This window comes from Microcoleus sp. BR0-C5, assembly GCF_036705045.1.
Lineage (GTDB): Bacteria > Cyanobacteriota > Cyanobacteriia > Cyanobacteriales > Microcoleaceae > Microcoleus.
Genome location: NZ_JAUBTR010000011.1, coordinates 103,993 through 125,621 on the forward strand (window position 1 = coordinate 103,993; position 21,629 = coordinate 125,621).

The following is a 21,629-nucleotide window of genomic DNA, read 5'->3' on the forward strand; positions in this document are numbered from 1 at the left end:
ATGTCATCAAACAATTTCTTTTCTATTATCATCCCTACACGCCAGAGACATGATACATTAAAACATTCGATTCAGAGTGTACTTAATCAAACTCATAAGGAGTTTGAACTGGTGGTTATGGACAATTTTAGTAGTGCAGAAACTGCCGAAGTTGTAGCTTCATTTAATGATGAGCGAATCAAGTATTATCGCGCACCTGAAAGACTCTCCATGTCTGACAATTGGGAATTGGGGTTATCTCACGCTACAGGAGAATACATTACTGTTCTCGGAGATGATGATGCTTTAATGCCAGATTGCCTCGAAATTTGTTTAAATCTTCTCCAGGAATATGACGTGCAGACAGTGGCTTGGTCTCGGAGCACTGTATATTGGTGGCAGAGTGCGATCGTCCCTTGGCATAAAAATAAATTGTACGTTCAGTTGCAGGAGCAGGTAGCTGTAAATTTTAAAGCAAGACAAAAATTAAAGCAGTTCTATAATTTTGAAGTTTCTTATGGTGAACTCCCCATGCTCTACAATGCTTTTATTCCTAGAGCCTTAATAGAAAAGATTAAATGTGTTCATGGTAAATATTTCATGTCATCTATTCCCGATGTGTATTCGGGTGTGATTAATGCCTATTATTTAGAAAATTACTTATATTCTTTTCGCCCTCTTTCAGTGGCGGGCAATTCTGGACATAGTACGGGAACTTCATCGTGCTACCCCAGCTTGGATGGGAAACCATTTAAAGATTTTTTAAACGATGCCAAAAAAGATACCAAGAAACTGCTGCACGATAGTTTAGTACCATCAATCAACCCATTTATGGCCATTGCTGACGTGCAAGTTAGAACCAAAGAGTTATTTTTTCCGGAGGATGAAGAAATTAAATTTGATATTTTAACTGTCGTAAGGGCTGGTGCTTCAAGTATCAATATGGATATTGGCGAGTACGACACTCGTTTGCAAGAAATTGAAGAATTGGCTAAAAAACATAAAATTCCCCCTTCGCAGTTTAATATTCCTGAAAGACAGACGCATCAGCCCCAAGCATATCAAGGTCCCATGTCGGACGGAAATGGCTCAATAGGTACCTGGGCGATTAATGGAGAGCAAGCGGGAATATCTAATGTGGCTCAAGCTGCGAGGCTGGTATGGGGAATGTTACCTGATTTAAGCTTTTTTCGGGTTAACTATCTGTCTAAAGAGTACAGAAGTGATCTCTACCAAAACCTGAACTTAAGAGAAATCAATTTAATCGTATTTCCAGACTGGAATCAGCCGGAACCGTCTTTAAATGAGGAGTTTGCCCAGGTAATAAGAGCGATAGCAACTCACCCAGACAAAGATAAGATGACTCTGCTGGTAGACAGTAGCCAAATTTCTGATGAAGATGCTAATCTTGCTTTATCTAGTGTGGTGATGAACCTGTTAATGGAAGAGGACTTAGATGTCTCCGACGGGCCTGAAATTTCAGTGATTGGACTGTTGAGCGAAATTCAGTGGGAAGCTGTGAAACCTCGCCTGCATGGTAGAATTGTGTTGCAGTCTGAAAATAAAGAGGCGATCGCCAGAGTACAAGCCCAACACATTCCCACTCGTGAGCTAGACAGCTTAATTATCAGCAACTCCCGTAATGAAATCAGTTCTCCTTCTTAAGGGTATCCGGCGGTGGGCTAGCTCCAAAAAGCCTGGTCCCCGCTTGCTCATATAATTCTCTAGAAAGTGGGTGCAAAAGATTGTATTGTAAAACATTTTTCACAACTAGCAGCAATAAGCCAGAATCTACCTCAGAGGATTGATCCGACTTCAGAAGCTTGATTACGCCCCAAGAATCGAGATCAGCTTCTGTATAGCTCCCCATCAGAATAGACAGGTTAATCAAATGCAATAGATTATTAATGTCTGTCGGATTGATTTCCCGTAGATGATGGCGGATTGTCCAAGAAATTCCATAGTCTCCGAATTTTCCCCGTCGCTCCGCTTCTGTTTGCAGGACTTGCATTAAATCCTTTGTCCAGAGCTCGACTTGTTCGCTATCTCCTCCCGTCATCCCCATCAGCCATGTCGCCTGAGCTTCTATCTCTTGTGCGTCTAATAGCAACGCCAACCCCAAATACCAATAGTGAAACCTATTATCGGGTTCAGCTTCAATAGCCTCTTCGTAGAGATGGGCAGCTCGGCTGTAATCTCCTTGAAGTAAGTTTTGATAAGCTTGATTCTGGATAGTTTCTGCTTGAGTCAATCCAGTTTTTTGTAAAACTTCAAAGGGCGTCAAATTTTCGATCTGTGCGATTAAGGTTTCTCGATACGCTTTCAAATGCGCCCTCAGTCTTTCTTCCTGCTCGTTTCCTGCCACATAACGGGATTCTTTTGTAAACTGACCTGATTCTTTGACAAAAACCATATCAACCTGAAATAAAGCTAAGTCTGAATAACGACAAGCAAGATTGACAAGATCATAGGCTACAAAACCTTGCTCTTTCATAAAGTTTATAACACTGGCCATCTTAGCAAATCTAGCTGTTACATATAAATTAACTTCTACACTTACCCACTCTGTATTTTGAAGAGTTTGAGTTGCACCTGCTAGAACCTCTAGTTCTCTACCATCTACATCAACTTTGATTAAATACGGCCCTTCTAACTGGCGAGTTTTACAAATTTCATCCAGAGTAACGGCCGGGATTGTCCTTAGCTCAAAATTTTCGGAGCTAGCCTCACCATCCTCTGAGATGTAAGAGTGGATAAAGTTGCTCACATTCACTTGAAGAGGCACAAGTCCTGCCTCTGTGGAAGCAGCAGCAATTATATAGTCTGCTCTTTCAAGATGTTGACAGATTTTTTTGAGATATGGTTCGTTCTCGGCTATGGGTTCGATCAGGAGATATCTTGATTTGGGAAAAGCATAATAAATTTCAAATGTGCCTAATCCAGCACCTACGTCAATAACCGTTTCCGGTTCCAAACCCAACTGCTTTGCATTCAATAATGACCCCAACATTGAACTTCTAGGAATGTGATTATTCATCATAGTAATTTTTTCCTCTGTTATGCCTAGGGCAGCATTCAATTGCCAGCTTCTACGTAATTTCGCCACATTTGCTCGTATGCTTTCTCCATCTCTCGCGTAAATTGCTTGCCATTCCACAGTGGAGCCGTTTGTCGTGACTGCCGCAGTTTCCAGGATATATGCTGCCGCAGAGCCGCATCTTTCCCTAAACGAATTCCCCATTCTATATACTCTTCATCAGTCCAAGCAATGCCTTCGTTAATCCCAGCATTCATCATCATTGTGTAGCTGTTGCGAGCCGCAAACTGCTCTCCAACTTTTGTCACTAAAGGAACACCCATCCACAAAGTTTCTAGAGTGGTTGTAGCCCCATTATAGGGATAGGTATCCAAAACTACATCAGCGATACTAAGGTTGGCTCGGTGAACTTCTGACGAGACTACCTCTGGCACAAATCGTAATCGATTAAAATCTATACCCTCTTCTTGTGCTAATTCATTAAAGAGTTTTTTAATTGAATCTTCCTCAGCGGCTCCTTTTATTATGAAATAACTATTAGGGACTTCACTGATAATTTTCATCTGGAGCCGTGCTGTATCAGGATGCCGTTTGTAACCTCTCTGAGCACTAAGGTATATGACCGCATCAGTAGGAATATCTAACTGCTCGCGTCGCAGTGTTGGTACCCCCACTTCAAAACCATCTACTGCGATGTAAGTTTGAGGTAAACGCCATATCTTTTCCGAATAATAATCCTGAGCTGATTCTGGTAAAACATAAGGATCGGCAATAAAATAATCAATTGTAGGTAGCCCTGATGCGTCCCATCCTAGCCATGTTATTTGCACAGGTGCAGGTTTAAGCGCCATCACTTCATAGCTAACATGTGAGGTGAGGCTGTCAAGATCAATTAGAATATCAATCTCATCTTGAGAAATTTGCTCAGCAATTTCAGTACCGACAATCCCGCACCTATATGCTTTAGACACTTGATTCACGTACCATTCTTGTAGGGGGTCCTGCATATTCCTATAATTAATTAAATAGGCATGCAGTTGAAAACGCTCCCGATCGTGGTACTTGATTAGCCATCGAGCTAGCGACCCCACCGCGTGGGTCGCGAGGCAATGAGATAAATAACCGATCTTCAAAGGTTTGGTTAAACTACTAATATTTTTGCGATGAGTAAACTGGCGCTGCCTGTATAGTTCAATCTGCTTTTTAGCAGAGTTTTGAATATTGACTTGGCATATTTGAGCTAATTCGTTACTGATTTTTCTGTAATTTTTTGGTTCATCTCGAAAGTAAGGGAAAAAGAAGGGGGTAAGAAATAGGTTATTAGCTGTAATTAAGTCCAATGAAATTGGCTGTTCAGCTATCAAGGACTCTTGGAGAAATTGGAGGCGATTAACGACTGAGACAGCTTCTTCCCAATATCCACCGGCGCTCATTAACCCCCGAAGGACTAGATGCGTCGCATAGATTTTAGCTGGCAAAGATTTTGCTGATGAATATAATATTTTAGCGGTCTTTATCCCTTCATTATATTGACCTGCATTCTGGTAAAAAATACTTAATTGACAGATAACATCTAGATTTTTTGGATCTAAGCGTAAACACAATTCAGCAAAGTGTACTGCTTGCCTGGAGTTTTTCCACAAATTGGACAGTCCAAAAGCCGTTGGTATTACAGCGTTAATATATAGTTGGCAGTCACAGACATGAGTAAGGCAGGCTTCTGCCAATTCCAAGGATGATGGGTGCAAAGGATCGTATTCTAAAATGCTTTTTAACACCTGCATCAATACCTCGAAGTTTACTTGTCCAGATTCTTCTGATTTAAGAAGTTTAATCACTCCTAGAGAAGTCAGTTCCTCAGCCGTAAAAGTCCCCAGCCTGACGGAAAGCTCAAGCAAGTATAACAGGTTGTTAATATTTGTGGGATCAATCTCCCGGATGTGGTGCCGAATTGCCCAAGCAATCGAGTCCTCTTTCAAAGCCTCCCTGCGTTCTGCTTCTGTTTGCAGAACCATTATCAGCTGATCAGTCCATTGCTCAATTTGTTCTGGCTCACCCTCTGCCATGCATAACAGCCAAGTAGCTTGAGCTTCTAGCTCTTGCTCCTGCAATAATAGCATTAGCCCCAAATTCCAGTAGTGAGACTTGGTATCTGGTTCCGTAGCAATTGCTTGCTCATATAGGTTGGCAGCCAGAGTGTACTGTCCTTCAGTTAAGTATTTATGTGCTTGTTCTTCCAAGGCTGCTAAATCTGTAGACGAGGTGTTTTCTAAAAATACCACCATAAGTAAGTCTCCTTTTTTATCCTTATTGTTATGATCTTGTCGCAAAAAAATACTGCAAAGAACATACCTAAACAAAATAACTATTTAGTGATAATTTGGCTACAAGAGTGGGTAGCGTTCAGAACACTACCCATTGTTGCATCAGCTTCTGATGAGGCTTGCAGGAACAATTCTAGCTTTAAAGGCTAGATCAAGCCTACTTAGAAACTTCCGTCCATGCGGGACCTGTACAACCCACACTGTCAGCGGCAACCGTTGCATAGGCCGTGACAGCTCCTGCACCGGCCGCAGTTCTTTCGCACAATACCGCCGCAGTGGTTCTTTCAGTTGCTCCTGCAGGCTGAATTAAAGCTACTTTTCCTGCGTATGCTTTGAGCGCTTCCCCTATGGGTTTTGCGACATTTCCCACCTCAGTAGCATTTGTAGCAGGTGCTATAGGATCGAGCGCGTATGTATAGTTTTGAGTCTGCGTTTTTATGCCAAGATTCAACTCGCCAACAGATGTGGCAAATCTACCACTTTCTGCGAAGGTAGCTTGTTGAGACCTGTTCATGGAACCGATATACTGCTTAGCTTCTGACTGCTTAGCTTTGTTGGCTTGGTTCAAGAAGGAGGGTAAGGCAATGGCCGACAAAATGCCGATGATGATGATAACCACCAGCAGTTCAATTAGGGTGAAACCCTTATCCCGCTTCTGATTGAGGTGTTGTAGAAATTTAGCTTTCAATTCAGTTTTCATGTTTTATTTCTCCAAATCGTGTGAGATGCTTGATTTTTGACTCCTAAGAGTAACTTACCCCTTTTCAATAACTTTCATATCACTCGCTAACCAAATTTTTGAGCAGCCTCAAACCAAACGCTCGAAAAGTATGTATAGAAAGACTTCGAGGCTACTAAGGAGTTCTTTAACTTCCTCAAAAGCTTTTTCTGGCTTAACTTGCTCAAGAGTGATAGGATCTAGGGGTCTGAGTTTGAGCCAACGCTCTACAAGACACATGACCGACTGTGGCTGATCTTTTTCCCACAAAGGTAGTAGGCAAGCCGCCATCATACTATCTACCGTAATTGGTACTCGCGTAGGCAGACTTACGTAGCGGCTTATCTCGAAAACTTTGTGATTAGTGATAGCATTCACTAGATCGTTTTTTAACTGAGGTGTTCTGAGTTGAGGGTGCAGATAAACTCGAACTTGCTGCCAGTCAGATTGCGTCCATTCATACACCTCTTTAAAAGAGTAAGCTTGATTAGGATGACCACACCAAAAGTCAATCAAGCGGTTGACCGGGTGCAATAACTCAAATAGGTGTAGTCGGAGCTCAACAGGGAGATCCGGCAAGCTCATCGCCAAAAATGCGGGCAAGTTTTCGGGATTCTTGAACAAGTCTGCTAACTCCCATTGTCGCCAATTCACCATGCTGATGAATTCTAAATTCGCTTCCCTTAAAGCTGCAAAAACTTCTGGAATCGTGTAGCCTTTATCGCCTTGAAGGAGATAGTTGGCCAGCAGCCATTCTTCATTTTTTTCTACTGGCAAATTCCAAGTTCTTGCCTTGATTGCTACATTATCTTGTAATTCTTCTATAATTTCTTTAGCGATACCTATTTCCATTTCTCTGGGGTTTTCTTCTAATAAACCCATTATTTTAAATACTTTTTGAACTGCATAATAAGAAGCGCGTTGGAGAGAACTATGAAGGTTAGCGCGAATGATGCCATCGGGCTTTAAAACGGCTTGCATTGCCTGAAGACCGACCACAGGATCGGGTACTAAATAAAGGACATCATCACAGTTGATATAGTCAAACTTTAAACCTAAATCGGGTAAATCCTCGATGGGTAGAGCATAAAAATCAGTGTTATTGAAACCGTGATATTGTAACCGCTGTCTGGCAAACTTGACCGACTCCTCAGATAGATCTACTCCTATAATTTTGGCGCCCGGGTTTGCTTCTGCTAACATCAGGGATTTGTAGCCACTGCCACAGCCCGCATCTAAAATAACTTTACCTTCAGTATCTATAACTTTTTGATTTCTTAAATAGTAAGCTGTTACCAGATTATGAATATAGAGAGATTGATAGTCTGTTTTGGGAGAGTGGTCGAGGGGAATTTTAGGGTAAGGAGCTTTGTCAAATTGTTGACGAATTTTCTCGATTAACTCTGATTCTTGGTTATCCATTCTCAATCAAGCCTAATATTACCAAATTACCTGGTGGGAAATTCCTCTTCTAAAATAGAAAGGTATTCGAGCCGCGCCGTCTGGGGCAAAATCTATGGCCCCCAAATTTTCCCACCTCCTGCCATATTGTATCACCAAAGACCTATTCTATAAACACCAACACCGGATTTATCCTGAAAGTATTCCCGATCTCGATCGCCCTCTCCCTCGCCATTAAGTACGGCGGCCCCATTCTATCCATACCCTCAACGGCTGCGATCGCTCTAATCGCCGTGTTTACCCGTACTATTATCCTTGCCGCACTGCTAAGCTGGCGATCGCCCCAACCTAATCAAATCAAGTTAAACATAAAAAAAATAGGTGTGATCGCCCTAACCAGAAATGCTTCTCCTAAACTCCCTCATGGCTTCCACACTCGAAGCCATCAGCAAGCAGCGACACAATAAGTTAATATCTAAATCTGGCAAAACCACACTTGAATAAATTTTTTCATAATCCTCAGAGCCCAAGCGATACATAGCCAATACACCATCCTCCCAGAACCAGACTTCAGAAACTCCCAATACTCGATAGCGCTGCAATTTTTTGACATTACCGCTAGTGAAGATAACTTCGATACATAAATCTGGGGGAGAATTTGGGGTTATGCGTCGGCCAATAAAGTAAGATTCATCAGCTTGTGCAGACACTACCCCTTCCTTTTCTTGGGTAAAACTTCCCGTAGGTAAAAACTCAATTTCATTTTCGGCGCAGTAGATAGCCAGCAGCGTACAAATTGTCCGACTAAAAAATTCGTGTTCTGGGGAAACTGCCAATATTTCTACCTCTCCTTTGTAATAAAACAACCTCGTCCCTGGGGAGTCAGAAAACCCCTGTTCAATTAGCTTGAACTGTTCCCAGCTAATCCCGGACTGAATGAACCTTTGGTCTAGTGGCTGTAAGAGTGTCTGTGCCATCATGGGAACCTCCATCAAACTACTGAAACATTTTAAAACAATCCTCATCAACCTCCCAGGTAAGCTTCAATCTCTAATGCATTCTCCTCCTCAGTAATTTCTTGAGCTTCTGGTATCGCTTGCGTTTTAGCCAATAAATCATTTACTTTTCGAGCAAGGATTTGGCGACATTTTCGATCAGATAAAATCATTAACGCTTCTCTGATCACCGCTTCTACATTTTCATATTTTCCCGTATCTAACTCAGATTGGATAAACTGTTATAATTCTGAGTTTAAAACAACATTCATCGTCAGTTTTATGTTAAAAAATGTAATGTCCGATCGCAATAACGGCAGAGACTTGGCATAATAATAATCTCAATGCCTAATTATACAACCAACTACCACCTCCATGAGCACCAACATCAGACCCATCCTCAAAGTATTCACCCTCTCCGCCGCCCTTTCCCTGGCCATCAAATACGCAGGGCCTAGCTTATCCATCCCCTCTACCGACCTCAACGCCCTAATCGCCGTCTTTACCCCCAGTATCATCCTAGCTGCTATCCTCGGCTGGCGATCGCGCCAACAGCAGCAGTAGAGACTCAATCAAAAAGTGCGATCGATCTACACTAGGTCTAAAGACTATGTTTTTGCCAAAATCTTAATTCCCCGTACAGCTTATCACAACCAAACTAAAGGCACTCACTATGATTCAAACCCTACCAGAATTAGTAACCTTCGATGAATTCATTGACTGGTATCCTGAAAATTCAGAACACCGCTACGAACTGCACAATGGAGAGATTGTTGAGATGCCAAAAGCAACAGGCAAACATTCTAAAGTTGCCGGTTTTACCGCACTGAAAGTGGGAATAGAGATTGAGCGTCTCAATTTGCCGTACTTCATCCCCAAAGAATGCGTCATCAAACCCATGCGCGAGGAATCGGGATATGAACCAGATATTATTGTACTTAACGAACAAACCATTGGAAACGAGCCGCGATGGGAAAAATCATCAATTATCACAATGGGTTCATCAGTCCCCCTAATCGTCGAGGTAACTAGCACTAATTGGGGTGATGACTATGCCCTAAAGCTTGAGGCATATGAGTCAATGGGTATTCAAGAATATTGGATTATAGACTATCTAGGATTGGGCGGCAGACGGTTTATTGGCAACCCCAAACAACCCACTTTTTCGATTTACCAACTAATTGACGGGGAATACCAAGTCAAACTGTTCAGAGGCGGCGAGGGTATTGAGTCCCCAACTTTCCCAGAATTGAAGCTGACAGCGCAGCAGGTGTTCGCCAAAGGGAATTGAGGAGGCTGCTTATGCTAATGTCCGAGTAGGGGTATCTGATTAAAGATGCGATCGCCCGCATCTAAGGTATCTTATAGAGATGCGATTTATCGCTTCTGGGCTGCAGAGCAATTACCAAGCTGCAATTCCCCATACCCTATTCCTCAATCTAAAATCTAAAATCTAAAATCTAAAATCTAATGAAGCTAGGACAGTGGATGGGCTTATTAGCCCTCATCGCATCTTGTTACATCCTGTGGCAAATCAGGCAGGCTCTACTTCTGCTGTTTGCTGCCGTCGTCTTAGCCACAGCCTTAAACAGACTAGCACGATATTTGCAAAAATTCGGACTCAAAAGATCGATCGCCGTACTCTTATCAGTTAGCTTCCTAGTCCTCATCTTCGTAGGATTATTCCTAATCATTGTACCACCATTTGCCCAACAGTTTCAACAACTTACCCAAAGAGCCCCTCAAGGAATAGCAAAATTAAATGAGTGGATAGATCAGATTGAAGCTCGCTTTTCTGGACAAATGGGTCAGCGACTACCGAATCTTGATATTAACGACATTATCCAACAACTGCAACCCCTATTCAATCAACTCGTCGGCGGTGCAGGAGCCTTTGTCGGCAACACATTAGGTGTTATTCTCAGCTTTTTGCTAGTCATAGTTTTGACATTGATGACATTAGCAGAACCTCTCTCTTACCGCAAAGCATTTATCCAACTATTTCCCTCTTTTTATCGGCGGCGAATCGAGGGGATCTTAGATGAATGCGAAATAGCCCTCGGTCGATGGGTAATCGGTGCTTTAATTAGCATGAGCGTCATCACTTTCCTGAGTTTAATTGGTTTGTCAGTATTGCAAGTTCCCCTAGCTCTAGCCCACGGTGTTTTAGCTGGTTTGCTGAACTTAATACCCAATATCGGACCAGGTTTGAGCGTCATTCCCCCAGTGACGATCGCACTTTTAGACTCTCCCTTAAAAGCCGGTTTTGTACTCATCCTCTACTTTCTAATTCAACAATTTGAAAGCAACCTCCTCACCCCTTACGTTATGGCGCAGCAAGTATCGCTACTGCCGGCTGTTACCTTAATAGCTCAAGTATTCTTCGCCACCTTCTTTGGATTTTTAGGCTTATTGCTAGCCCTCCCCCTCACCGTTGTCGCTCAAGTTTGGATTAGGGAAGCCCTAATTAAAGATATTCTAAACCAGTGGAGTGCCAGCCCTAAAATCTTAGCAGCAATCGATTCTGCTATCCATGAAGAATATGAATCTATAGAAGTCGCTGAAAGCCGACCCGAAAAGTTGCCAGAACACAAACCCGACATCCCAGATAATGTAGAAAATGACGCTCCTGAAAATCAATAGTTAAGGTTTGTAAGGACTTCAGTTCTTATTCATTCCCAGTTATAAGCTGTTCTACATTTAAACTGTCTGTCAAAAATCAATACAACTCTTGTGGGACGGGCTTCTAGCCTGTCCGGAATTTCCAATTTAAATGCGTAACAGCTTAGGACAGAAGTATTCACTACAAACTTAGGAAATTTGTGGTACGAACACCCTCAACTAACTATCTTCAAGCCTCGCATTTTCTACCGTATCTCTGCCGGCGCTAAAAATCTGTTGAACAGTCAAATTTAACTGCCCAAATGTGGGTGACACAACCCGCTCGTTCCCTCTAAACTGACAGACTTGATACTCACCGTCAACCAAATGGTGAACAGAAAAAGTAGGTTGTTTCGGATTGCCAATATAGCGTCTGCCACCAAGTCCCAAATAGTCCGCAATCCAGTATTCAGAAATGCCCAAAGCTTCGTATTCAACCAATTTGTAGCCATAATCATCCCGCCAATTGGTACTGACAACTTCGACAATTAGCCGGACAGAACTACCCATTGTAATGATAGATTCCTTTTTCCATCTCGGTTCGCTGTCCGTCCCTTGCTTGTCCAAAACGATCGCATCCGGTTCGTAACCAGATAGCTCATAGCATTTGAGATTTGAGATTTGAGATTTGAGATTAGCCATGAGTTACTGGATATGGGGTTGGAGCTTGCCTGCAGTGACATTTTTTTGTGAAACTTGTATCATAATTGGTGGCGACAACGCATTCTTTGGGAACGAAGTAAGGAAGTCCTAGTCGTCGGATTTCAAAGTTGAGTTCAGCGACAAGGAAGCCCGCTACTTCTGAATGTTCTCCGGTTGCTTTAGGCATCTCAACAATAGTTCCATTGTGCAGTTCGTAACGGTTTACCGAATTTTCAGGATACCAGTCAATAAATTCATCGAAGGTGACTGGTTTTAATATCGCTTGAGTCATGGCGATCGCCCTTTATTTGATTTATGATATTGTTATTGTATCCGTTATAATTTACATCTTGCCTCATTATCAAGAACAGGCAAGATGCCTGTTCCACGAAGAGTGAATTTTATTGTGGAACAGGCAAGATGCCTGTTCATAAAAGGCTTATTGAGAATGGTGCAACATCTCAGTTATAATATATTGCTTTTATCTCAAACAACCAGCTCGATCGACAATCCATCAATCTAAAATCAAAATCACTCGAAAATCAATCAATTCAAACTCTAAAATCCAAAATCTAAAATCTAAAATCTAAAATATATGCGCTCGATCGACGAAATCAACGATAAAATCAGCCAAGGCAAAGCCACAGTCTGGACAATCGAAGAACTCAAAACAAGAGTTCAAGAAACCAGCATTACCCAAGCAGCCAAAGAAGTCGATGTGATTACCACCGGCACCTTCGAGCCGATGGAATCCTCCGGTGCAATCATCAACCTCGGCCATACCGACCCGCCGATAAAAATCCGCCAGTGCTGGCTAGACGGCGTTTTAGCCTACTCCGGCTTCGGCGCCGTAGACCTGTACCTGGGAGCCACCCAAGTAGCCGAAGACGGCGAAGAATCCCGCGAACGGGGTGGCGGACACGTCATCGAAGACCTGATTGCCGGGAAACCCGTGCAGTTGCGCGCCTTGGGGCAAGTAACAGACTGCTACCCCCGCGCCTCCTTTGAAACGACGATTACCCGCGATACAATCAACCAGTTTTATTTATTCAATCCCCGCAACGCATATCAAAACTTTATTGTTGGCGTCAACGGGGGCGATCGACCGCTGTTCACCTACCTCGGCCCCCTGCAACCAAACCTCGGCAACGCAGTCTATTCGAGCCTGGGAGCCATGTCTCCCCTGCTAAACGACCCCGACCTCCAACTCATCGGCATAGGCACCCGCATCTTCCTAGGAGGCGCTCAGGGCTACATCACCTGGGAAGGAACCCAGCACTTTCCCCTGCAAAAACGCCAGCCCAACCGCACCCCCATCGGCCCGGCCGCCACCCTTGCACTCATCGGCGACGCGAAACAGATGAACTCGAAATGGGTGCGCGGCTGCTACTTCAAAAACTACGGCCCATCCCTGATGCTGGGAGTCGGCATCCCTTTTCCAGTCTTAAACGAAACAGTGGTCGCCAACTGTGCAGTATCGGACAAAAAAATAGTAGCGCCGGTGGTAGATTTCTCTATCCCCCGGCGCGTTCGTCCCACCTTCGGTTTAGTTAGCTATGCTCAATTAAAGACTGGCCGCATCCTGATAGAGGGCAAACCTGTGCGGGCCGCCCCCCTTGCGAGTATGTTTCTCTCCCGGCAAGTAGCATTGGAATTGAAGCAGCAAATTGAAGCGGGTCAATTTACCCTCACGGCCCCAGTTGCTCCCCTACCCACCGACAGAGTATTTCTCCCGCAAGATTTGTGGGGCGCCCAAGTGAGGCTCGAATAAAGGATTTTAGATTGGCGATTTAGCGGTTGTAAATTAGTGTTGGACACACTAATCTAAAATCTAAAATTGGTTCATTCCTCGATCGGCTTAGGCTTCTTAACCGGCTTAGGAAGAGGTTCCTTGGGGACAGGCGGTGGTGCTGCTGCTGCGGATTTGATGGTAGGACGCCCTACAGGAGCACCGTCACCGCTGGGCCTAGGAGTAAACGGACGCTTCCCTCCTCCTTTGAAGCCACCGGGCGGCTTGCTGCCAGGGGGGAATTTCCGCTTTTTAATCGGCAGGGCGCCAATATTATTGGCTTGCTCAATCATCAGACTGTCACCTTTCAATTTGACGTGGAAATCCCAAAAAAACCCGATCGCCTTTGTAGCTAAATCTCCCTTAAGTTTGAGTTTAAAAAACTTCATCTTGTCGTCATTCTTGCGGGGAGCTTGCTTGATTTTGACGATGACATACTTTTCTTGGTCTTGGGATTGATAAATCACCTCACCTCTAATCGAAAAATAGCCATCTTCAACATCAGGTTCCGAGGGAGGCAAAGATGCGGTCGATGCTTCGCCGCTAGCCTCAATCTCCGCTGCTTCCTGATTTTCCTCATCAGAGGACGGTTCGGGAGGTTTCTTGAGCGTTTCCGGCTCCCAAACCCCCATAATCTGGGCGTGCAAGTTGCCGTCTTCTTGTCTGGTGCGGGGATAGACCACCCACAGGTGTTCTTGTTCCAGATCCAGGTGATTTTTGACTAAACTCATGACTCTACCCAGCAAAACTGCGTCGATGGCAGTTCCGTCGGCAGCTATCAGCATACCCCGGGTGAATTGCTCTTCTGATGGCGTGTAGCGACCCCGCACCAAACCAACAGCTCGGTACTGTCTGGGTTCGCTGGGGGGGGGAATGGGATGTTGGCGCATGACGGAGGGTATGTCCTCAGCTGCCTGACTTTCGTTAGCTGCAGGCTCGGCGTTTGCGGGCGGTACGACTGCTAGGGCTGGAGTATCGCTGACAGGTGTCGAAGACGCTGCAGGCGCGGGGGGTGCAGGAGCCTTGCTGGGCTGGTCTTGTGGCTTTGTTTTGTCCTTGTCGGGGGCAGAACTGTAGCGTGGTCGTTGCAGCCTATCCTTGGACGCTGGGGCGTCTGTTGGTGTTGCCGGTTGATTTTGGTCAACAGGTGCAGCCAACGCCGAAGGCACCGAACTTTCGTCTGGTGTCTCAGAAATGGAATCTGTATCATTAGGCGGATTGACGGCCAGTTCGCTGGGCTGAGCCTTGCGATTTGAAGTAGATTTGGACGATTTGGAAGACCGGTTGGGAGAGGGGTTCATAAAAACTCCTTGCAGCGGAGACACATCCCTTAAGGGAAATTAGGAATAAACTGAAGAAACTGCTTTAAAAACTACTAGCACCTGACAGGCGGGCTTGCGCCCGGAGGTCTGGTTGTGACCCGTCAACGCCAACTTTCAACGCTACGAGTGCCGATCGGTTCGCTGGCTGCTAAAATCCTTGCTCGCAAGGACTTTGGGAGTTGCTGACCGATCGATCGCCGATCGCGCTGACCTGGAGTTGCTGGCTAATAGCATTTAGGATATTCAGCTTGCCTATTTTACTTAATCCAATTACCTAACGGCCTGATCCGCCATATTTTTGGTAATTTTTAGCTTGACCAGACTAAATTGGACAGACACCGCAGTCCTTGGGGCTGCGGGTCTGAGTGTCCAAAATTGTTTAGCTAGCATGGAGTTGTGGGTCTGTTACCATATTAGCTGCAAGTAAAAGGCTGCTTTGTCCGTTCGGGCTTTGAAGTTAAGAACTTTTATGGTTGCACCGATCAAGCTAAATGGCAGATGCCCCCTGGCGATGCCTTAATTCTTAGAAAATAGTAGATTTAAGCTGGGATAGTTGAATTATGGAAAAAGCAAACAAGCGTCGTGGGTTGATTACTGTCGTGGTGGTGCTGTCGCTCATCGCTTTTTTGGGATTTTCCCTTGTGCCAATTTTAGACAGTATTCTCAAGGCCAGCCAAGCGCAAAGTCAGTCAACTCCAACACCTACTCAAACGGCGCAGTCTGGGGAGAAGCAATCAGAGTTGCTGCAAGCTCAGGCGAGGGGGTACGAATTGGTTTTGCAGCGGGAACCTGACAACGTAACGGCTTTGCGGGGATTGTTGCAGGTGCGACTGGAGTTGATCGGACAAGGAGTGGGCGACATTAAGGATGCGATCGCTCCTTTGGAAAAGTTGGCTTCGCTGAATCCTGAGACTACTGAATACGGGATTTTGCTGGCTCAGGCTAAGGAACGCACGGGCGATCGCGAAGGTGCTGCTCAGGCTTACAGGTCAATTTTAGCGTCTAAGCCTGGGGAAATTAAGGCTTTGCAGGGGTTGGTGAATTTGCTGCTGGTGCAGCAGCGGCCCGAAGCTGCGATCGGACTGCTGCAAGATACGCTGAAGGCCGCTCCGGCTGCAAATCTGGCGAAACCCGAAAGTGTTGATGTAACTTCAGTGCAGTTGATTTTGGGACAGGTTTATGCTGTGCAGAAGCGCTACGAGGAGGCGATCGCAATTTATGACGAATCTGCTAAGGCTAATCCCAAAGATTTTCGCCCGACTTTAGGAAAGGCGATCGTGCTGAAGGAACAGGGCAAAACAGATGAAGCAAAAACGCTGTTCGATCGAGCTACTGAGTTAGCTCCTCCTAACTATAAAGACCAAATTAATCAGTTAGCTAGTGGCACTCCTTCGCCTTCTCCTGCGGCTACGGCGACTCCCAAACCGGCTGCTTCTCCTAGTCCTGAAGGTGCGCTACCGAAACCTTAAGGAAAGTTCTAAGTAAAAGAGTTTTGAGTTGTCAGTGAAAAAGTATTAAGTTAAAAACTTAATACTTTAAACTCAAAACTACTCGCTTTATTCCTAATTACGCAGGACTTACGAAAAGAAATCCGGTTTCTAAGATAAATCTTGGTTGAACGACGACAGATACAGGTCGAAACCGGGTTTATAAGTCCTCGCGCCCAGCGTCCTATTACCGATTACCAATTACTAATTACCAATTAGGTAAGACCTCGGAGGGAATTATGACCCAAAGCGTTGACCGCGTTGTTCTACCTCCTGCTTTTCCAGACCACACTCAATTACCAGATTCAGACGGTACTTTTGTGAAAAAATTTCAGGAGCATCCGCAGAGTTTAATTTTAACTGATTCGATCGGGCAAATTTTGCAGGAGCGGCATCCTGACGGACAATATGCGATCGGTCAAGACTGCGGCATTTACTGGCGAGAAACCGAGCCGCCGGAAAAAGGTGCAGAAGCTCCTGATTGGTTTTATGTTCCCAATGTACCTCCTAATTTAGACGGTCAAATTCGCCGTTCCTACGTGCTGTGGCGAGAACACATAGCACCGTTAATTGCTTTGGAATTTGCCAGCGGGAACGGGGATGAAGAGCGCGATTCCCTTCGGGATAGCTTCGCTTCACGTACTCCTTTATCTCGCACCGATGAAGGAGTAATAACGAAACCGGGCAAGTTTTGGGTGTACGAACAGGTGATGCGAATTCCCTATTACGGCATCTACCAAGTTAATAATGGCAGATTAGAAGTTTATCGGTTGATTGACGGATATTATCAACTGTTAGAACTGAATCAGCGCGGTCATTTTCCCATTGCACCTTTAGGCGTAGAATTGGGACTTTGGCAAGGCATTTATCAAAATCAAAGTATGCTTTGGCTGCGCTGGTGGGACGAGGAAGGTAATTTGCTGTTGATTGGCGATGAAAGAGCCGAATTGGAGAGATTGCGAGGGGAGCAACAGCGGGAAAGGGCCGAGAGTGCAGAACAGGCACGACAAGCTGAATTTCAGGTAAGAAGGGATGCAATTCCCCGGTTGTTGGGAATGGGTTTGAGTGCCGAACAAGTGGCGGAGGCGTTAAGTTTATCTGTGGAGGAAGTGACAGAGAATGCAGGAGAGTGAGATAGTTAGAGAGAATTGGGGAAAAGGGCGATCGGTCTTAATAGACTTCATCATGAGAACCCATTTTGAGCAATAAAATAGCTTCCTCCTCATCTTCTGGATCGATCGTAAACTCAAACAAAATCCGATAATCATAATCTATTGAACACGACCAGATACCCGATAAATCTCCTGTCAGTTTGTGAGTTCGCAAGCTGGGGTTAAAGCAGTCTTCAGACAAAAGTTCAAGCGTAGCTTCAATTAAAAGGCGAAGCTGAGGATTTTTACGAACTAACTTTTTGAAAGTACGAATAGATTTGGGAGTCCAACCAATTTTCATCAATCATCCAACTCCGCCATAAAATCGGCTACCGAACCAAATTTAACATTGCCCTCAGCATACTCTTGACGAACTTCTGCAACTTCCTTGAGTAATTCATTTCGTCGCTGTTGTCGCAGACGATTCTGAAGAATATCTAGAAGCATGGCTTGATCTTCTAATGATAAAACTTCTACAGCTTCAAGAGCTTGCTGGAATTGAGATGTCTGTGTCGTTTTAGTCATATATTATTGTGACCTGTTTAGAACTACGATATTTTTTATGGTTTTAGCAAGATTTATCCTATGCTAGCATTTTTTACTTGTTTGGAATCATACACGATAAAAGCAGTTGCTTACCTCTGGTATTGGTTGCAATTTTTATTTCTGATAGGACTTACGCATGGGGCAAGCGAAACCGGGTTTTTCTACAAAAATACTTCGTTGCAGCCCGCAGATTGGGTAAAAAACCCGGTTTCTTTTGTCCGAGTGCATTCAGGACTGTTTGAAAAACGTTCGGCTTTGACAGCTAGCAAAATATGGTTGAGCATATCTATGCTTGGCGAACCTGTAGTTGTCAATTAGTAAGGTGCGAACTGCCCAAGAAGGGATGCTATTCCCCGATTGTTGGGAATGGGTTTGAGTGTCGAACCAGTGGCTGAGGCGTTAAGTTTATTTGTGGAGGAAGTTAGCCACAATTATCACGGCTGAGATAGTTTTATCGGGATAAAGTTAACTTCAAATTCTCGAAGATTCTCAAATTTCAACTGTCTGCTTCTCAGCTTTTGGAAGAAGTAATAGCGAGTGCCACATCCTCGCGAGTTGCTCCCAGCGCTAGCATTGTCCTTACCATCAAATCAAGAGAAACAGACGGATCGCCAGCTTCTATTTTAGCTACCCGTGACTGACTAGATTTAATTTTCTTAGCCAAACTTTCTTGAGAAAGATTTTGACTAATGCGAAGCTGCTTCAAGCGTTTAATTAGAGACAGCTTCATCTCAATAAAAGCAATTTCTTCGGATGAAAGTTCTAGAAAGTCTGCGGCATCTCCCACCCGCCAACCTGCTGCTTCTAAACGTTGACGTTTAATCGCATCCATTGTAAATACTACCTCTTTTAATTATATGAATTGCACAGAGCAAGGATTGTGAATGGTGAATTGTCTCTCAATTTGTAAGGTGGGCAATGCCCACCCTAAAGGAAGTCCTGAAATAACTAGGTTTCTCCTGAGCTTTGATCGTACAATCTCAGTCGTCTTTGACAGTTTTCAATCATGCGCTTAGGCGTTTTCTGGGTATTTTTTTGAAACACATCTGCAATGACAATAGCATCTGAGTCAATCCGGTAAATAATTCGCCACTGTTTATCGGCTTCACTATCATTGATCCGCAATTCGTGGCAGTGAGGGCTGATGCTTGACATAGGTCGAGAGACAGGCATGGCTAAAATTTCTCCATTTTGTAACATCCTTAATAAAATCCCTACCTCGATTCGCGCTGAGGCCGAAAAAGGAGGAGTTTTTACTTCGCCTCTAAGCCAAACAACATCCTTGTTCTCGCCTTGGGATTCCATAAATTAAGTACAGTCCAGTCATAGAGTTTACAATAATATGTCGTATCTGACATAATTATAACCCAATATGACTAAAAGTGGTACGAGAGACTAAAGATTGCCGAATTTCCTCTCAATTGCTAAGGTATAAGCTGTTACGCATTTAAATTGAAAATTCGGGACAGGCTAGAAGCCCGTCCCACAATAGTTTTATGGATTTTTGACACACAGTTTAAATGTAAAACAGCTTACATTGCCAGCCAGCCATGTCAAGGTGCGATCCTCTTCGAGGGCTGCGCTAACGACTGATTTCCGTCATTCTAGGCGGTGGCGATTACCAATAAACCTAGTTTATTGGTAATCACCTGTTAAAAGAAGAAGATTTAATGATCGCCCCCTACGCAATTTCAAGCGTTTGAGGGATTTAGTCACTACTTTAACAGGGCTGGCAATGCCCACCTACAAATTAATACTTCCTCTCCTGCGGCTCAAACATCGTAATCGCCACCGGCATATAAGCCAAATCAATCCCCGCAGGCGAATAATACGCCATTGTATGCTTCAAGAAATTCCCATCGTCCCGCTCAGTAAAATCTTCCCGCGAATGAGCTCCCCGACTTTCCTGCCGATTCAAAGCAGAAGTTAAAATCATTTTTCCGACAATTATCAAACTCCGCAACTCCAAAGCTTCCACAATTTCCGTATTCCACAACTTGCCTTTATCGTCTAAGTAAACCTCCTCATATTGTCGCTCTAAATCCTCCAATTTATTTAAACCTTCCTGCATCAATTCGGCGCTACGAAATACGCCACAATACTCAGTCATAGTATCTTGATACTGCTGCCGGATTTGATTGATGCGGTATTTTCCCGGACGTTCTAAAAGTGCCTGAATTTGCTCTTTTGCTTCCGTAATATAACGGTGTTCGTCTACGGCAGGCAACTTGCGATTTTGTACGAATTGTGCTATGGTTGCACCAGTAACTTTGCCGTAAACTACGCATTCCAACAGCGAATTGCTGCCTAAACGGTTGGCGCCATGAACAGACACGCAAGCTGCTTCGCCTGCGGCAAAGAAACCGTCTACCAAACTATCAGGACTGCTGCGAACTTGCCCGCTAACATTAGTAGGAATTCCCCCCATTGAATAGTGAACGGTAGGGCGCACGGGCATCGGCTGATTTACGGCATCAATTCCTAACAAACGGTGGGCTTCTTCCCAAGCAAAAGGAATTTTGCTCATAATTTTTTCGCGTCCCATGTGCCGCAAATCGAGGTAGATAAAGGGGCCGCCGGCACTACCATCAACATTAATTCCTCTGCCAGCGCGAATTTCTATGGAAATTGACCGCGAGGTGATATCTCTGGGCGCTAATTCCATCCGCGACGGGGCATAATTGGCCATAAATCGATCGCCCTCTGAATTAATCAAATAAGCCCCTTCGCCCCGCACAGCCTCGGAAATCAACACTCCCACGGGATACAAACCAGTCGGGTGAAACTGCACGAATTCCATATCTTCCAGCGGCAATCCAGCTAAAGCAGTCATCGCCAAACCGTCTCCCGTCGAGGCGTAATCGTTCGAGGTGGTATTGTAAACTCGGCCGTAACCTCCCGTAGCAAACATCACCGCCTTAGCACGGACAACCTCAATTTGACCGTCTAGAAGGCGGTACATAACTACCCCCTTGGCTTGGCCTTCTTCCAAAATCAGGCGCGTGACATACCACTCCTGATAGATGTGAACTCCGCAGCGGCGCAGATTGTTGACTAATTCGTGGAGGATGGCGTGACCAGTTTTGTCGGCGGCGTAGCAGGTGCGGCGGTGGGAATGTCCGCCGAAAGCGCGCTGGGCAATTCTGCCGTCTGGGAGGCGGGAGAAGAGGACTCCCATGTGTTCTAAATCTATGACTACACCGGGGGCTTCGCGGGTGAGGATTTCTACCGCGTCTTGGTCAGCTAAATAGTCTGAACCTTTTACGGTGTCGAAAGCGTGGGCTTTCCAACTGTCTTCGGGATCGACATTTTGGAGGCTGGAGGCCATGCCGCCTTGGGCTGCGACGGAGTGCGATCGAATCGGGTGAGTTTTGGCAACTACAGCTACCTTTAAACTGGGGTCAGTCCGAGCAATTTCGACTGCGGCGCGGCAACCTGCTAAACCGCCGCCTACAATGATTACGTCGTGTTCTAGCATTTCTTTTAATTATTTTGAGTGTTCTGCTCAACTTATCGTGACGCAAAAAAAAACTTCCCACCAAAAGAGCAGGAAGTTTTTTAACTTTTGATTTTCCAT

General features: G+C 44.7%; 20 protein-coding genes and 1 pseudogene. 8 read left to right on the forward strand and 13 right to left on the reverse strand.

What is annotated here, in order from left to right; translation table 11 throughout:
• Positions 1-1,644 carry a glycosyltransferase family 2 protein gene (locus tag QUB08_RS07885; protein WP_333224219.1) on the forward strand — a complete coding sequence of 548 codons (1,644 nt, stop codon included), beginning with the start codon at positions 1-3 and terminating at the stop codon, positions 1,642-1,644.
• On the opposite strand, the gene QUB08_RS07890 is transcribed toward QUB08_RS07885, so the two are convergent.
• The 6 genes from QUB08_RS07890 to QUB08_RS07915 all read right to left on the reverse strand — a co-directional run bounded on the left by QUB08_RS07890 (position 1,628) and on the right by QUB08_RS07915 (position 8,627).
• Positions 1,628-3,136 (reverse strand): FkbM family methyltransferase, encoded by a 1,509-nt coding sequence (locus QUB08_RS07890; protein WP_333224220.1) that lies wholly within the window; start codon positions 3,134-3,136, stop codon positions 1,628-1,630. The genes QUB08_RS07885 and QUB08_RS07890 overlap by 17 nt on opposite strands.
• Positions 3,055-5,301, reverse strand: a complete 2,247-nt coding sequence (locus tag QUB08_RS07895; RefSeq protein WP_333224221.1) for an O-linked N-acetylglucosamine transferase family protein — start codon at positions 5,299-5,301, stop codon at positions 3,055-3,057. The genes QUB08_RS07890 and QUB08_RS07895 overlap by 82 nt, the downstream gene beginning before the upstream one ends.
• Before the next feature lie 196 nt (positions 5,302-5,497).
• Positions 5,498-6,040 carry a type IV pilin-like G/H family protein gene (locus QUB08_RS07900; RefSeq protein ID WP_333224222.1) on the reverse strand — a complete coding sequence of 181 codons (543 nt, stop codon included), beginning with the start codon at positions 6,038-6,040 and terminating at the stop codon, positions 5,498-5,500.
• A 108-nt stretch (positions 6,041-6,148) separates the two neighbouring features.
• Positions 6,149-7,480, reverse strand: a complete 1,332-nt coding sequence (locus QUB08_RS07905) for a class I SAM-dependent methyltransferase (RefSeq protein WP_333224223.1) — start codon at positions 7,478-7,480, stop codon at positions 6,149-6,151.
• Between the two features lie 371 nt (positions 7,481-7,851).
• Positions 7,852-8,439: a Uma2 family endonuclease gene (locus QUB08_RS07910; protein WP_333224224.1), complete on the reverse strand. Its 588-nt coding sequence runs from the start codon at positions 8,437-8,439 to the stop codon at positions 7,852-7,854.
• Positions 8,440-8,483: 44 nt separating this feature from the next.
• The gene (locus tag QUB08_RS07915) at positions 8,484-8,627 is read right to left on the reverse strand and encodes a hypothetical protein (protein ID WP_333224225.1); all 144 of its coding nucleotides are present in this window, start codon (positions 8,625-8,627) and stop codon (positions 8,484-8,486) included.
• Positions 8,628-8,829: 202 nt separating this feature from the next.
• Between QUB08_RS07915 and QUB08_RS07920 the strand changes: the two genes are divergently transcribed.
• The 3 genes from QUB08_RS07920 to QUB08_RS07930 all read left to right on the forward strand — a co-directional run bounded on the left by QUB08_RS07920 (position 8,830) and on the right by QUB08_RS07930 (position 11,097).
• Entirely contained in the window at positions 8,830-9,018 is a 189-nt protein-coding gene (locus QUB08_RS07920) for a hypothetical protein (RefSeq protein ID WP_333224226.1), read from the forward strand.
• 109 nt (positions 9,019-9,127) lie between these two features.
• Positions 9,128-9,745, forward strand: a complete 618-nt coding sequence (locus QUB08_RS07925) for a Uma2 family endonuclease (RefSeq protein WP_333224227.1) — start codon at positions 9,128-9,130, stop codon at positions 9,743-9,745.
• Between the two features lie 179 nt (positions 9,746-9,924).
• Positions 9,925-11,097, forward strand: a complete 1,173-nt coding sequence (locus QUB08_RS07930; RefSeq protein ID WP_333224228.1) for an AI-2E family transporter — start codon at positions 9,925-9,927, stop codon at positions 11,095-11,097.
• Positions 11,098-11,295: 198 nt separating this feature from the next.
• Here the strand turns inward: QUB08_RS07930 and QUB08_RS32125 are convergent.
• A pseudogene (locus tag QUB08_RS32125) lies at positions 11,296-12,049 on the reverse strand (Uma2 family endonuclease).
• A gap of 303 nt (positions 12,050-12,352) precedes the next feature.
• On the opposite strand from QUB08_RS32125, the gene QUB08_RS07945 reads away from it, so the two are divergent.
• Entirely contained in the window at positions 12,353-13,528 is a 1,176-nt protein-coding gene (locus QUB08_RS07945; RefSeq protein ID WP_333128858.1) for a homocysteine biosynthesis protein, read from the forward strand.
• A 71-nt stretch (positions 13,529-13,599) separates the two neighbouring features.
• Here the strand turns inward: QUB08_RS07945 and QUB08_RS07950 are convergent, their stop codons facing one another.
• Positions 13,600-14,847: a hypothetical protein gene (locus QUB08_RS07950; protein WP_333224229.1), complete on the reverse strand. Its 1,248-nt coding sequence runs from the start codon at positions 14,845-14,847 to the stop codon at positions 13,600-13,602.
• 581 nt (positions 14,848-15,428) lie between these two features.
• Between QUB08_RS07950 and QUB08_RS07955 the strand changes: the two genes are divergently transcribed.
• Together QUB08_RS07955 and QUB08_RS07960 are read left to right on the forward strand one after the other, a co-directional pair.
• Positions 15,429-16,337 (forward strand): tetratricopeptide repeat protein, encoded by a 909-nt coding sequence (locus QUB08_RS07955; RefSeq protein WP_333224230.1) that lies wholly within the window; start codon positions 15,429-15,431, stop codon positions 16,335-16,337.
• A gap of 257 nt (positions 16,338-16,594) precedes the next feature.
• The gene (locus tag QUB08_RS07960; protein ID WP_333224231.1) at positions 16,595-17,488 is read left to right on the forward strand and encodes a Uma2 family endonuclease; all 894 of its coding nucleotides are present in this window, start codon (positions 16,595-16,597) and stop codon (positions 17,486-17,488) included.
• Between the two features lie 37 nt (positions 17,489-17,525).
• On the opposite strand, the gene QUB08_RS07965 is transcribed toward QUB08_RS07960, so the two are convergent.
• Positions 17,526-17,807, reverse strand: a complete 282-nt coding sequence (locus QUB08_RS07965; protein ID WP_333224232.1) for a type II toxin-antitoxin system mRNA interferase toxin, RelE/StbE family — start codon at positions 17,805-17,807, stop codon at positions 17,526-17,528.
• A complete protein-coding gene (locus QUB08_RS07970) occupies positions 17,807-18,031 on the reverse strand; it encodes a hypothetical protein (RefSeq protein WP_333224233.1) in 225 nt (74 codons plus the stop codon). Before QUB08_RS07970 ends, QUB08_RS07965 begins: the two co-directional genes overlap by 1 nt.
• Before the next feature lie 60 nt (positions 18,032-18,091).
• Here QUB08_RS07970 and QUB08_RS07975 point away from each other — a divergent pair, with 60 nt between their 5' ends.
• Positions 18,092-18,370, forward strand: a complete 279-nt coding sequence (locus QUB08_RS07975) for a hypothetical protein (RefSeq protein WP_333224234.1) — start codon at positions 18,092-18,094, stop codon at positions 18,368-18,370.
• A 193-nt stretch (positions 18,371-18,563) separates the two neighbouring features.
• Here QUB08_RS07975 and QUB08_RS07985 read toward each other — a convergent pair whose 3' ends face one another.
• From QUB08_RS07985 to QUB08_RS07995, 3 genes are all read right to left on the reverse strand, one after another.
• Entirely contained in the window at positions 18,564-18,884 is a 321-nt protein-coding gene (locus tag QUB08_RS07985) for a helix-turn-helix transcriptional regulator (RefSeq protein WP_333224235.1), read from the reverse strand.
• A gap of 116 nt (positions 18,885-19,000) precedes the next feature.
• Positions 19,001-19,357 carry a type II toxin-antitoxin system RelE/ParE family toxin gene (locus QUB08_RS07990; protein ID WP_333224236.1) on the reverse strand — a complete coding sequence of 119 codons (357 nt, stop codon included), beginning with the start codon at positions 19,355-19,357 and terminating at the stop codon, positions 19,001-19,003.
• Positions 19,358-19,802: 445 nt separating this feature from the next.
• A complete protein-coding gene (locus tag QUB08_RS07995; protein WP_333224237.1) occupies positions 19,803-21,530 on the reverse strand; it encodes a succinate dehydrogenase/fumarate reductase flavoprotein subunit in 1,728 nt (575 codons plus the stop codon).
• Between the last annotated feature and the right edge of the window lie 99 nt (positions 21,531-21,629).

What these genes read in the sequence shown, in the direction of transcription:
- QUB08_RS07905 (WP_333224223.1), bottom strand. Translation starts at nt 7,480, where the DNA reads ATGGATAACCAAGAATCAGAGTTAATCGAGAAAATTCGTCAACAATTT.
- QUB08_RS07900 (WP_333224222.1), bottom strand. Translation starts at nt 6,040, where the DNA reads ATGAAAACTGAATTGAAAGCTAAATTTCTACAACACCTCAATCAGAAG.
- QUB08_RS07945 (WP_333128858.1), top strand. Translation starts at nt 12,353, where the DNA reads ATGCGCTCGATCGACGAAATCAACGATAAAATCAGCCAAGGCAAAGCC.
- QUB08_RS07885 (WP_333224219.1), top strand. Translation starts at nt 1, where the DNA reads ATGTCATCAAACAATTTCTTTTCTATTATCATCCCTACACGCCAGAGA.
- QUB08_RS07895 (WP_333224221.1), bottom strand. Translation starts at nt 5,301, where the DNA reads ATGGTGGTATTTTTAGAAAACACCTCGTCTACAGATTTAGCAGCCTTG.
- QUB08_RS07960 (WP_333224231.1), top strand. Translation starts at nt 16,595, where the DNA reads ATGACCCAAAGCGTTGACCGCGTTGTTCTACCTCCTGCTTTTCCAGAC.
- QUB08_RS07955 (WP_333224230.1), top strand. Translation starts at nt 15,429, where the DNA reads ATGGAAAAAGCAAACAAGCGTCGTGGGTTGATTACTGTCGTGGTGGTG.
- QUB08_RS07985 (WP_333224235.1), bottom strand. Translation starts at nt 18,884, where the DNA reads ATGGATGCGATTAAACGTCAACGTTTAGAAGCAGCAGGTTGGCGGGTG.
- QUB08_RS07950 (WP_333224229.1), bottom strand. Translation starts at nt 14,847, where the DNA reads ATGAACCCCTCTCCCAACCGGTCTTCCAAATCGTCCAAATCTACTTCA.
- QUB08_RS07930 (WP_333224228.1), top strand. Translation starts at nt 9,925, where the DNA reads ATGAAGCTAGGACAGTGGATGGGCTTATTAGCCCTCATCGCATCTTGT.
- QUB08_RS07990 (WP_333224236.1), bottom strand. Translation starts at nt 19,357, where the DNA reads ATGGAATCCCAAGGCGAGAACAAGGATGTTGTTTGGCTTAGAGGCGAA.
- QUB08_RS07975 (WP_333224234.1), top strand. Translation starts at nt 18,092, where the DNA reads ATGCTAGCATTTTTTACTTGTTTGGAATCATACACGATAAAAGCAGTT.
- QUB08_RS07970 (WP_333224233.1), bottom strand. Translation starts at nt 18,031, where the DNA reads ATGACTAAAACGACACAGACATCTCAATTCCAGCAAGCTCTTGAAGCT.
- QUB08_RS07995 (WP_333224237.1), bottom strand. Translation starts at nt 21,530, where the DNA reads ATGCTAGAACACGACGTAATCATTGTAGGCGGCGGTTTAGCAGGTTGC.
- QUB08_RS07910 (WP_333224224.1), bottom strand. Translation starts at nt 8,439, where the DNA reads ATGATGGCACAGACACTCTTACAGCCACTAGACCAAAGGTTCATTCAG.
- QUB08_RS07915 (WP_333224225.1), bottom strand. Translation starts at nt 8,627, where the DNA reads ATGATTTTATCTGATCGAAAATGTCGCCAAATCCTTGCTCGAAAAGTA.
- QUB08_RS07965 (WP_333224232.1), bottom strand. Translation starts at nt 17,807, where the DNA reads ATGAAAATTGGTTGGACTCCCAAATCTATTCGTACTTTCAAAAAGTTA.
- QUB08_RS07925 (WP_333224227.1), top strand. Translation starts at nt 9,128, where the DNA reads ATGATTCAAACCCTACCAGAATTAGTAACCTTCGATGAATTCATTGAC.
- QUB08_RS07920 (WP_333224226.1), top strand. Translation starts at nt 8,830, where the DNA reads ATGAGCACCAACATCAGACCCATCCTCAAAGTATTCACCCTCTCCGCC.